This is a genomic window from Candidatus Uabimicrobium amorphum, from assembly GCF_009002475.1.
GTDB lineage: Bacteria > Planctomycetota > Uabimicrobiia > Uabimicrobiales > Uabimicrobiaceae > Uabimicrobium > Uabimicrobium amorphum.
In genome coordinates this window covers 9,351,384-9,362,884 of record NZ_AP019860.1, presented here as the reverse complement: position 1 = coordinate 9,362,884, position 11,501 = coordinate 9,351,384, and the positions used below count along the sequence as shown (strand labels likewise).

The following is an 11,501-nucleotide window of genomic DNA, read 5'->3' as shown; positions in this document are numbered from 1 at the left end:
TTTAGCTGCTTCAGCACTCTCAATTAAGAGTGTCAATAATGGGAAGACACACCTTACAAGGTATACTTTGTTTTCCGTCACAATCAGTAAAATAAGTAAATTTCATAAAAAAAATTGAATCGGCATTGTATTTGCATGTTTGTTTATAGTAATATTTAAGTACACCCTAGAGAAATGTGCAAAAAAATTACGGTATGTTTAAGCATAAATGCAAAAATCACGTACGGTTAAAAGCTTTACCAATACAATCTCACAATCTACATTACAATCTACTTCCTCGTGAAAAAACAGAATATTTATTTTAGAAATATTGTAATTTTATACGAACATCATGCAAATAATATTTGAAACAGCCGAAAATAATAAAAAGGATAAAGTGTACAACACTTTATTTACAAATACAGTAGATAACGAAATTTATATAAGCATAAGAAAATTAATGCCGCAAATCTACTAGTTTTTGTATCGGAATGATAGCTAAGAGCTCTTTCTCTACTCTGAAACATTAAATACGTAATACAAGGGACGTTTTAGGAGTATACAATGCTAGACTTAGGCGCAATACTTAAAAGCGGTAGATTACGCATGGGTATGTCACAAATTACCCTAGCGCGTAAACTAGGCGTAAATTCCTCGAGTATATCTCGTTGGGAAAAAAATCAACAAGTAATCGCGGGTGATACCTTAATAGAAGCCGCTAAAATCTTAAATATCACCCAAGAACTTTTTCCAGAGTATGATATCAATCGTAGCGATGGAACCCCATTAACAAATAACAATGTTTATAACATTGTCAGAAGTTTGCAATATAAAATCACAGCCCTCGAAGAAAAAATGACAGCGAGTAACACGGCAAATAAATTTAAAGTAATTGTTGCAGAGGATAACCTAGATGTGCAAATTTCGATCCAGGAAGCCATGTTTCACTTACCCACAAGATATCACATAGTTCATATATACAACGAAAAAGAGATCATTGAATTTTTGCAACGCTCTTGTGATGTGAGTTTAATTATCATTAGCCTGACTTCAGAAAAGATAAATGGTCGCAAAATTTTCAATTCTTTACAAAAAACGAATACAACAAAAGTACCCATCGTTCTGATCACTGACCGTAAAGCAGACAAAAATATAAATACCGGAATTGTTGGGTATGTAGATCAATTAGCAAATACAGAAGCATTTTTAGATGTTTTCGCCAAAATAGATTTTGAATGGCCCGCGTTTGTAAATAAGCAAAACGAAGATTCATCAAATTAAAAGTGTAGATAGGTATGAGTTTTAGATACCACAAAAGCATCGAAATGTGTTAAAAACCTACTTCATTTCTAGGTTAAGTTCCACAGAATTGTAAATTATCAGAAGGTGTGAATCATATAAGATTATATATGAATATGTGAAAAAATTAACACTAAAGATCGTGACGATCTTTAGTGCAAATCTTAATGTTACAATGTTGCAAACAATGCTGTGCAGCATTTTTGCAACGACTACCTATTTAAACTAGGTAATTCATTCTTTACCGAAAATTTAGCATTGGTGCCTGTGTAGTTACCGCTACGTTGCACTTTTTGCTAAACAACATTTTTAACAGGCACAATCTTTGTATTGAATCAATGCACATCTTAATCAAGAAAGGAGAAAGATATGCTCAAGGCTATACTTGTTGTTTTTATACTTACCTATATTTGCCATCTGCTTAATGTTATTTTGTTACAAACAATATTATGCAGCATTTTTGCAACAACTATCTATCTATTGGTAAACTAGGTAATTTATTTTTACCGAAAATTTAGCATTGGTGCCTGTGTAGTTACCGCTACATTGCACTTTTTGCTAAACAACATTTTTAACAGGCACAATCTTTGTATTGAATCAATGCACATCTTAATCAAGAAAGGAGAAAGATATGCTCAAGGCTATACTTGTTGTTTTTATACTTACCTATATTTGCCATCTGCTTAATGTTATTTTGTTACAAACAATACTATGCAGCATTTTTGCAACAACTATCTATCTATTGGTAAACTAGGTAATTTATTTTTACCGAAAATTTAGCATTGGTGCCTGTGTAGTTACCGCTACATTGCACTTTTTGCTAAACAACATTTTTAACAGGCACGATCTTTGTATTGAATCAATGCACATCTTAATCAAGAAAGGAGAAAGATATGCTCAAGGCTATACTTGTTGTTTTTATACTTACCTATATTTGCCATCTGCTTAATGTTATTTTGTTACAAACAATACTATGCAGCATTTTTGCAACAACTATCTATCTATTGGTAAACTAGGTAATTTATTTTTACCGAAAATTTAGCATTGGTGCCTGTGTAGTTACCGCTACATTGCACTTTTTGCTAAACAACATTTTTAACAGGCACGATCTTTGTATTGAATCAATGCACATCTTAATCAAGAAAGGAGAAAGACATGCTCAAGGCTATACTTGTTGTTTTTATACTTACCTATATTTACCATCTGCTTAATGTTATTTGCTACAAACAATACTATGCAGCATTTTTGCAACGACTATATATCTATTGGTAAACTAGGTAATTTATTTTTACCGAAAATTTAGCATTGGTGACTGTGTAGTTACCGCTACATTGCACTTTTTGCTAAACAACATTTTTAATAAAAAATTGGTATTTAATGCAGTGTAGTTACCACTACACTGCACCTTTTATTGCAATACTATTATTTAGAGTCAAATATCGTGCCACATTAAAACATTAGACTAATATTATTATAGCACACTACTGTACCAACTTCTATAAAAAAGGGATTCCAGGCTTTTTTTTACTTTAGAAATAATAATTTCAGTATTGATAAAAACTCAAAAACAGTGTAAATAGACGCCTCAACGTCACTCTAGTCATTTTTTCGTCACGCGTCTAAAGCTTGTATGAAAAGTAATACGTAAACAAAAGTCTAATACTCATTAATGGAATTCATAACTATTATTGATATCATACTCTCGAAAAAATTCCTGGGTGATATTTAAGATTTTGGTGGCTTCTATTGAGGTATCATCCGCGATTACTTATTGATTTTTTCCCAGCGAGATGTACTTGATGAATTTAAGTCTTGTTTACGCGCTAGAGTAATTTATGACATATCTATATGTGTATTGTAAGTGAAGGTGCTTATTTTTTATTATTTTCGGCTGTTTTGAATATTATTTGAGCTATCTTTTCTGAATATTTATATTTTCATTTTACTAGAAAATAGGTCTAAAAAGCATGAGCACCTGGTAATATTTAGGAGAAAATTTTTTTTATTGAACTAAATACAGCATTAAATTTACTAACACTTACTTTCCAAGACAGAGTGTGCAACAATGTTTATAACATTGTCAGAAGTTTGCAATATAAAATCATAGTTCTCGAAGAAAAAATGACAGCAAGTAGAACTCCAAACATTCTCACAAACACATTATAAAATATTCCTATACGATACGGAAAAAATACGGCAAACACTTGCTTTTTGCTGGTGTCTATGTAAAATATTTCCATAAACAAAATCGTAAAAAATCTAACTCTAATCATTTAGTACTCATATAATGAAATAATAAAAGTAACACTAAAAACATTAGAATGAGTAAAGAAAGGAATATTTTATGCCAATCACTGGTCTTTACACAGCCATTCTCGCTACGATCATCTTTATGTTGATGGCGAATGTTATTCGTTATCGCCGTTCAGAAAAAATCGGTTTGGGTGATGGTGGTAATGAGAGTCTACGTTGCGCCATGCGTTCACACGGAAACGCCATTGAAACTATCCCCATTTGTATTTTACTATTTGCTGTCGCCGAAGGAAATGGCGTAAGTCACATGGTACTACACGGCTTTGGAATTACGCTTGTTATTGCACGTATACTACACCCTTGGGGACTTTTATCAAGTGCCAACGTTACTTTCGGTCGTTTTTTTGGAACCGTTCTCACTTTTGTTACCATGATTGGCCTAATTGGAGTTATCTTGGTAAATGTCGTCCCAAAAGTTTTCTAATCCTACAGGTAAAGTTACCGTACAAAGAGATCTTCTAGATATCGAATACTGCGAAGATTTTTTTAGTGAAGTGGATGCAAATGGCTGGTTTGAATATTTGGCGGCAAAAATTCCTTGGGAGCGACGAGAAATATTCATCATGGGCAAAAAAATCTTGCAACCACGGCTCATTTGCTGGTATGGCGACGTGGAGTACACATATTCACGCTCTACCTTACCTTCGCGAAAGTGGACTCCGCAACTTCAGGAATTAAAGACGATCGTAGAGGAGTACGCACAACAAAAATTTAATAGCTGCTTACTAAATTTTTATCGCGATGGTAAAGATTCGATGGGATACCACTCCGATGACGAAAAAGTACTGGGGAAAAACCCGTTTATTGCATCGCTATCTTTTGGCGGTAAACGCCGATTTGTCCTGAAACACAAAAAAGACAAGTCGATAGAAAAAGTAGAGATAGAATTAGGTAATGGAAGTTTATTACTGATGAAGTCGCAAACACAACACTATTGGTTACATGGTATTCCCAAAACCCAAAAAGAGGTAAAGCCGCGTATTAACTTGACATTTCGTTGGACATATCCAAAGTAAATTTTATCCACCTTAAACACAAGGTGGATAAAACAAACGTTAAGGTATAGAAAATATCGCTTCTACCGGGCGATGGTCACTTGTTGTTTTGTCATCGGGAAAATCATTTTTGCGTACAATGATTCTCGACTTAGATTGCCACAAATTATAATTACAGAAGACAAAATCCAACACACTGTTGTATTTGCTATCTTGCGTGCGAATTAATTTTTGTGGACGCACCCACTGAGTCACATTCCCCGCCACAAGGTAATCATAACCTCTATCATGGTCAAAATCGCCATTATTCACTTGCCAATCGTAGTTGTAGTCTCCCACAGAAATCACCGGCTCAATCTGTTCAGAAATCCACTTATTCAGTAACATGGACTGTTCATGTCGTGCCTGTTCATTACCGCGGTATAAGTGATTGACCATAAAGTAAAAACGCGTATTCGTTTTTAAATCGAGAAATTTTGCCACAACAGGTGCACGAACACGACCACCAATATTGATGTGGTGAAGCTCAAAGTCAGCGAGTTTTCGCAAACGTTTACTGTCATAAGCGATAACAAGTTTATCTGAATTTCCCGTGGTGCCGACAATACTTTTATATTCACTTTTACGTGGGAAAATAAAGGCATTTGTCTTTGCAAGGTTTAGGTTTTCATGTAAGAAGGAGGCTTTTTCGGCAGCATCAGCGAACATTTGTGCTGCACTTTTACTGGGAACTTCAGAAAATCCCCAGATATGGTATTTGCCCAACTCTTCAATTTGTGCGGCAATTACTTCATTTTTCGAGCCACTCGACTCGACATTCCAAGAAATGACTTTGAGATCTTCGGCAAGAACAGCGAAGATCAGACAGAAAAAAATCACACACCATTTTTTCAACATGAGTTTCCTCACTATAAAATGATAGAATAGAAGATATAATGCTTCACATATATTATATTCTAGGTATTATCGTGTAAGTGTGCAATATTTTTCTCACGTTATTCGCCTTTTCATTGCAAGGAGCACAAATGGAACTCAGAGAACGCGCGCAACAAATACTAAACATGAACTGGAGAAACGGTTATACGGTTCCTTCACAGAAACTATACCCCTTCCAATGGAACTGGGATTCCGGCTTTATCGCCATTGGCTATGCCGCGATGCAAAACGAACAATATTTTTGGCAAGAAATAGAGTACCTAATAAAAGGACAATGGCAAAACGGTTTTCTTCCACACATTATCTACCACAATGAAGAAAAATACCGCGATCAATATTTCCCCAACGCCGATGTGTGGGCAAGTAGTATATCTGGGGACGCTCCGGAAAGTGTAAAAACTTCCGGTATTGCGCAACCCCCGGTATTGGCATTTGCCCTACAACGCGGACTACGACATTTACAAAGTTACGATCAAGAACGTCTACGTACCATTTTGCCATCTGTTGCCCAACTTCAGTCGTTCTATCGCAACACCCGCAATTCGCAAGGAGCGATTAGCATATACCACCCCTGGGAATCTGGCATGGACAATTCGCCATTGTGGGATTTTCCCTTACAACACATCGGAGAACTACAAAAATGGCATCATTTACGCCGTGATTTGGAAAAAGTAGACGACCCCAGCATGCGTCCAACACACAAAGATTACGATGCTTACTTAACGCTCGTGGATCACCTAAAAACCTGTAACTACGATCCCGAAACTATTCGCAAAAAATATCCATTTCAAGTAAAAGACATTCTTGCTTCCGCTTTCTTTATCGCCGGAGAACAGTCGCTCGCAGAAATGCAGCGTTCACTGGACATCCCCACAAATACTGCCACAGATGTTGACTGGCAGAAAATGTTCCACGACCCCACCAGTGATGACACTCTCCCCTACCACAACTACGATGTATGCAACCGAAAATTTCTACCCTTAGAGTGCCCGTATGCGCTGTTTTTTCTGCTAACCGACCACGTAAGCGACCAATACAAACAGCAAGTGAATACCTTTTTGCAACAACATCAACAAAAAATGAGTGAGTATCCATACCCCAACTTACACGCTTCCGTATATCCGTGGAGCGCAAAATTTGTCCCCAACTGCTACTGGAAAGGACCGATGTGGATCAACATCAACTGGACGATTTACTGCGGATTAAAAAAGCATGGATTGACAAAGTGGAGCACAAAAATCCGCGAACAAATCTTAAAAATTGTTGACGAACAAGGCTTTTACGAATACTTTCACCCGATAAGTGGCGAAGGCCTAGGAGCAGATAATTTCTCGTGGACCGCTGCACTAGTATTAGATTTACTAAACGACACCAACGAATAGGAAGGCAAAAAAATGCTTGATGAAGGCGTAACATTTTCCCTCGGAAAATGGAAAGTAAACGGTTATAGCGCGGCTTCACGCGTAACGTGGTTAGTGATTCCCCAACTAAACTCTATCTTTGATATCGGATGGTGTATCGAACAAATGCGCTACATCCCGCGCGTTTTTTTAAGTCACCTTCATCAAGACCACTGTATCGCACTCCCCACATGGATTTCGTGGCGACAAAAATTCCTCCCACAAATCCCACAAGTATATGTCCCCAAAAAAAGCGTACAACAGACAAAGGACTTCGTACACTCCATCTGTGTAGCCGAAGACTACGACATGAAGTACGAAATCATTGGTCTTGACGAAGGCGACCGCGTAGAGATTGAGAAAAACCGCGTAGTTGAAGCGTTTTACACCACGCACTTCTTACCAACAATAGGCTTTATGGTGAAAGAAAAGCGCAAAAAACTACGCAGCGACTTCCAAGGGAAAACCTCCGACGAAATCCGTGCCGCCATTCGCAGTGGCGAAGACGTACACGAACACAACGAAGTCCCCATATTTTGCTATACCTCTGACACCGACACCGATCTCTTCGCACGCCGCCCCGACATTTTAGATGCGGAAATTTTAATAACAGAGTGCAGTCATGTCGAAAACTACCTACAATACGACCCGAGTATTACCCCACCAGATAACAGAGTAACGCACAACACTCTAGCACAACTAGCTCCGATTCTAGAAAACTTCACCGGCAAAACCCTGGCCTTTTGCCACCTACCGCGTAAGTTTGAAATGTGTAATCTACACATGTACATCTTACCACGTCTTCCACAACAACAACGCGACAAACTGTGCCTGGTTCCGTATAGATCGAGATACCCGAGACACATATATGCCGAAGCCACAAGTCCTCCCGAAAACGAAATAACCACAACTCCGCTACAATTTTGCGAAAATACGTCAGAGGAAATAGTGTACCACTGGCAAGATAATTTTATTACGCACAACAGCGCCTTACAGCTCTACGAAGACGCGTATTACCATTTTTTGCAAGACAACCACCAGGTGTGTGATTGGTTAGTCAAAAAAGCCGCAGATATATTCGAAAAAAATCCCACAGACACAAAAGACCGCACACACTACAACGTCGAAGCGTCCAGTGTACAATGCATCGCCATTCGCCGTGTGTTGCTCCGTTTGGGGAAATGGTTTAACGGAAAGAGACTCATCGCCATAGGAGACGTTCGCTCTGAAGGCTACGTCCTAAGTTCACACGTTGTACCTTTTCATGAATCGCAACACATTGTGTCGGCACCGCAACAAAAAGATATTCTAACAAACAGCGTAGCAAATTTCTGGCACAGCAACCGCTACACTCCGCCACCCGCAAACCAATGACGTCTTTCCCTGTACGAGTTAGATGTATTTCGCTCTCCTGTGGACTTTCGTGACCGTGACCTTCAATGCCATTGACTTAAGCGTAAATACTTTTCAATGATAAACTTACCTTGCCGTGTCATCCCTGACTTGATCAGGGATCCACGAACAGAAGTCGACTTTATATTGCTGGATCCCGTATCTTTCCAAAAACCAAGGGTTTTTGGGTACGGGATGACAAGTCTTGTAAACCTTTTTCGGCTTTACACTTACCTCCTAAGTCAATGGCATTGGATCGTTACCGTAATCGTAACCGATTTTTTCGGTCAAGGTCACAGTCACGAGTCACGATTACGGCTACGATTTTTTAGTGCGCGCTTGCACATAATTATTAAATATCGCTATGCATTTGTAAAAATTATGGTTAACAATATCATTACCAATAAATAATTTTTCACACTTATATCCTTAACCAGAAATAGCCCCCCCCGCACTTCTAATTGTCAAATACGCTACCAAACAACTCAATATCGTCATCGCAAAAAGAAACGTAATTTCTTTCTTACCACCGCCACACGATACTTCCCGACTATCCGCGCGAATACCTACAATATAGACCAATCTCAATGGAAAGTACGCAGAAAAGCATAGAAAGACGAGCAAGGCTCCAGGCAGCCCTATTGCAAAAGATAGAGAATACAGCGCAAGGGCGATCAACACACCTATCGCTAGCGATAACTTAGATTTATAGGCCTGGTATAGTAGATACGCAAACCAAAAAATAGCTATCGCTGGTATGATAAATATATATGTGACAACTATTGCGTCTTCCATCATCACTTCTCCTTGCTCAAATTTAAATGTATGTCCATCAACCGAAAAGAAAACGGTGTCCACAAACAAGCCTTGATTGCGCTGTTCTTCAAAACGCAGTTCACCCAAGTGTTGCAAGTGTAAAAACATGTGTATGAGCCTTTGGCTTTGTAGAAATTATCGTAGAAGTGGTAACTTCTTTGTAAGACTTCCTTTTGTTCATTCTTTAATAAAAAAGCACTTTCGATTTGTTGTATAACACTTTGCAATTGTTGTTTTGTTACGCGTACCTTCGCCCAATGTTTTTGTGGATAATGGTACCTTGTTACGTGGACAAGAGAGTCGCTATGCCAAAAAAGCGCTTGCAGTGCATTCGCGACACTCAAATCGTTCCATGTGGGTGTATTTAAGTAAAAATCTTCGTCTCCCCAACCAAAAGCTAAATAGTCTTCGTGTGTGTAATGAACAATGCCCTTCAGAAAGCCTTTAGAAAGGTCTTTTTTGTTTAGAACGATATCGAGATGCACACCGTTAGAGCTTATGAAGATTTCGTGTGTGGCGTCGCTTATTTCCTGATTATTTACTGTAATGTAAGTACAAACAACGGCGATGGCTAGATATGTCACAATGGGAAGAAAAAAAACTAGCATCGCAATCTTCATGTATTTCCACAATTTGCGCATGTTATTATTCCTATTTGTTTTTGTAGTTTTTATAGGCTTTTCGCCATACGGGAAAGAGCAGTGGTATCATTAACATTAAGGAAAATACATGAAATGGTACACGCCAATAACGACTGGTGACCCTCTCGTATTTCCCCTCACTCTCCGCTTGTCTTGTCCACAGCACAATGCTCTTACTCCACGCTAAAAACGCGTCGCCTATGGGTAGTAATCCAAAAAAATGATACTTCTCATTACCAAAACACATGGGGATTGTCACCATTTCTGCGGTGTCCATTAATTGCGAATACAATGGATCTCCGTGTACTTTTGCGGTCGCAATCGTTACCGTGGAGGAAGAGGTACTAAAGCCAAAAATGAGAGGTCCCGAATCAACATCGCCAACGCCTGATTTTCCCGGAGGAAACTCTTTTACCGCCGGCAAGCCAAAAATAGTTTTGACATACCTTTGGCGAAACAAGGTGTATTGTTCCTTACTCCATGTAGCAGAAATTTCCGGCAAGAACCTTAGAAGTACACTTTGTGATGTGGCACGCGCTCCGGTGATTGTGTCTCCGGAGAGATGATCTACGTAATGCGCGAGCAAACCATTGTCCAACTTACTTTTGGCTTTTTGTAGCCATGCGTTGATGACATCTTGGTATTTATGCGGGAAAAGATGATCGTGTAGACATAAAACGGCGATGCCAATGACACTATCGACCGGCCACGCAGCGTTTGTATAGGAAGTCAAAAAAGGTGTGACGCTATTGCGAAAAGCATCGGTGATTTCATCGCAATCTGCGGTAAATTTTTTGCGAAGTTGCGCATTATTTCCTAACTTGAGAATTCCGCCACGTAGCCAATTCAACCACGCTTTATAAAAAATCCCCCACGAAGGATTTTGCTCTTTGGGAAAAGGTTCGCGTCCTTTTGGTGTGTCGAGATGTGATAGTGCCCATAGCGCTTCCTGCTGTGCTCTATTGCTTATAGTACCTTGTTTGTCGATCGCGATGTTCGTCCATGTTAAGCCATAGAGTACATACGAAAAAAAGTATCCTTCGGGAAAAAATAGCTGCATATCTTCGGCCATTCCTTGCTGTAATTCTCCTTTGATGAAATGGAGCTGCTGCACAATTTCCCTGGAACTATTCCCATGCAAACTCGTAGTATACAAACGTGTGTTGAGAAGTAAAAGAAAACAAAAACAGCCAACCACCACTACTTTATATGTAAATCCTCGTACTCTTTTCCACATCGCGTTATCTCCTAACCCAAAGCTCGATTCTTAATGTTGTCGCTGCCTCTGTTATAATTCACTTTTTCACAAAACTGTTTCAAAGGAGAACATATGGCAAGTTACAACTCCGTAAATCTCATTGGTCGCCTGACTCATATACCTGAACTAAGAACAACTCCTAACGGTAGAAAAGTGGTTGAGGTAGGCATTGCCGTCAATAGAAAGTATAAAACCCAAGATGGTTTTATCAAAGAAGAAACTACTTTTGTCGACATTGTTGTTTGGGAACGACAAGCAGAGATTATGGCGGAGCATTTACAAAAAGGTAGTCGGATATTTATTGCGGGATATTTACAGCAAGATCGCTGGCAAGACAAAGATACTGGTAAGGCGCGTAGCAAATTAAAAGTAAACTGTCGCAACTTTGAATTCTTAGACCCCAAACAACAACAGCAATCTTATTCTTCTGTTGTTGCGGAAACAACGGAGCCTAGCTGGTAATTTTTATATC

At 38.8% G+C, this 11,501-nt stretch carries 10 protein-coding genes; 6 read left to right on the top strand and 4 right to left on the bottom strand.

Annotated elements, in window-relative coordinates; all coding sequences use genetic code 11:
* Positions 1-543 precede the first annotated feature (543 nt).
* The 3 genes from UABAM_RS32845 to UABAM_RS32835 all read left to right on the top strand — a co-directional run bounded on the left by UABAM_RS32845 (position 544) and on the right by UABAM_RS32835 (position 4,607).
* On the top strand, positions 544-1,260 hold the full coding sequence (locus UABAM_RS32845; RefSeq protein WP_152021851.1) for a helix-turn-helix domain-containing protein: 717 nt from the start codon (positions 544-546) through the stop codon (positions 1,258-1,260).
* Positions 1,261-3,622: 2,362 nt separating this feature from the next.
* A complete protein-coding gene (locus UABAM_RS32840) occupies positions 3,623-4,015 on the top strand; it encodes an MAPEG family protein (protein ID WP_152021850.1) in 393 nt (130 codons plus the stop codon).
* Entirely contained in the window at positions 3,993-4,607 is a 615-nt protein-coding gene (locus UABAM_RS32835) for an alpha-ketoglutarate-dependent dioxygenase AlkB family protein (RefSeq protein WP_152021849.1), read from the top strand. Before UABAM_RS32840 ends, UABAM_RS32835 begins: the two co-directional genes overlap by 23 nt.
* Positions 4,608-4,646: 39 nt before the next feature.
* On the opposite strand, the gene UABAM_RS32830 is transcribed toward UABAM_RS32835, so the two are convergent.
* A complete protein-coding gene (locus UABAM_RS32830; protein WP_152021848.1) occupies positions 4,647-5,483 on the bottom strand; it encodes an exonuclease/endonuclease/phosphatase family protein in 837 nt (278 codons plus the stop codon).
* A gap of 128 nt (positions 5,484-5,611) precedes the next feature.
* Between UABAM_RS32830 and UABAM_RS32825 the strand changes: the two genes are divergently transcribed.
* Positions 5,612-6,904 carry an MGH1-like glycoside hydrolase domain-containing protein gene (locus UABAM_RS32825; protein ID WP_152021847.1) on the top strand — a complete coding sequence of 431 codons (1,293 nt, stop codon included), beginning with the start codon at positions 5,612-5,614 and terminating at the stop codon, positions 6,902-6,904.
* A gap of 12 nt (positions 6,905-6,916) precedes the next feature.
* Entirely contained in the window at positions 6,917-8,296 is a 1,380-nt protein-coding gene (locus UABAM_RS32820; protein WP_152021846.1) for an MBL fold metallo-hydrolase, read from the top strand.
* Between the two features lie 447 nt (positions 8,297-8,743).
* Here the strand turns inward: UABAM_RS32820 and UABAM_RS32815 are convergent, their stop codons facing one another.
* From UABAM_RS32815 to UABAM_RS32805, 3 genes are read right to left on the bottom strand one after another with little or no spacing between them, the layout of a single operon-like run.
* Positions 8,744-9,112 (bottom strand): hypothetical protein, encoded by a 369-nt coding sequence (locus UABAM_RS32815; RefSeq protein WP_152021845.1) that lies wholly within the window; start codon positions 9,110-9,112, stop codon positions 8,744-8,746.
* Positions 9,112-9,771, bottom strand: a complete 660-nt coding sequence (locus UABAM_RS32810) for a DUF2459 domain-containing protein (protein WP_152021844.1) — start codon at positions 9,769-9,771, stop codon at positions 9,112-9,114. Before UABAM_RS32810 ends, UABAM_RS32815 begins: the two co-directional genes overlap by 1 nt.
* Positions 9,772-9,781: 10 nt before the next feature.
* On the bottom strand, positions 9,782-11,008 hold the full coding sequence (locus tag UABAM_RS32805; RefSeq protein ID WP_152021843.1) for a hypothetical protein: 1,227 nt from the start codon (positions 11,006-11,008) through the stop codon (positions 9,782-9,784).
* 93 nt (positions 11,009-11,101) lie between these two features.
* Between UABAM_RS32805 and UABAM_RS32800 the strand changes: the two genes are divergently transcribed.
* Positions 11,102-11,491 (top strand): single-stranded DNA-binding protein, encoded by a 390-nt coding sequence (locus UABAM_RS32800; RefSeq protein ID WP_152021842.1) that lies wholly within the window; start codon positions 11,102-11,104, stop codon positions 11,489-11,491.
* Positions 11,492-11,501 lie beyond the last annotated feature (10 nt).

What these genes read in the sequence shown, in the direction of transcription:
- UABAM_RS32845 (WP_152021851.1), top strand. Translation starts at nt 544, where the DNA reads ATGCTAGACTTAGGCGCAATACTTAAAAGCGGTAGATTACGCATGGGT.
- UABAM_RS32840 (WP_152021850.1), top strand. Translation starts at nt 3,623, where the DNA reads ATGCCAATCACTGGTCTTTACACAGCCATTCTCGCTACGATCATCTTT.
- UABAM_RS32835 (WP_152021849.1), top strand. Translation starts at nt 3,993, where the DNA reads ATGTCGTCCCAAAAGTTTTCTAATCCTACAGGTAAAGTTACCGTACAA.
- UABAM_RS32830 (WP_152021848.1), bottom strand. Translation starts at nt 5,483, where the DNA reads ATGTTGAAAAAATGGTGTGTGATTTTTTTCTGTCTGATCTTCGCTGTT.
- UABAM_RS32825 (WP_152021847.1), top strand. Translation starts at nt 5,612, where the DNA reads ATGGAACTCAGAGAACGCGCGCAACAAATACTAAACATGAACTGGAGA.
- UABAM_RS32820 (WP_152021846.1), top strand. Translation starts at nt 6,917, where the DNA reads ATGCTTGATGAAGGCGTAACATTTTCCCTCGGAAAATGGAAAGTAAAC.
- UABAM_RS32815 (WP_152021845.1), bottom strand. Translation starts at nt 9,112, where the DNA reads ATGATGGAAGACGCAATAGTTGTCACATATATATTTATCATACCAGCG.
- UABAM_RS32810 (WP_152021844.1), bottom strand. Translation starts at nt 9,771, where the DNA reads ATGCGCAAATTGTGGAAATACATGAAGATTGCGATGCTAGTTTTTTTT.
- UABAM_RS32805 (WP_152021843.1), bottom strand. Translation starts at nt 11,008, where the DNA reads ATGTGGAAAAGAGTACGAGGATTTACATATAAAGTAGTGGTGGTTGGC.
- UABAM_RS32800 (WP_152021842.1), top strand. Translation starts at nt 11,102, where the DNA reads ATGGCAAGTTACAACTCCGTAAATCTCATTGGTCGCCTGACTCATATA.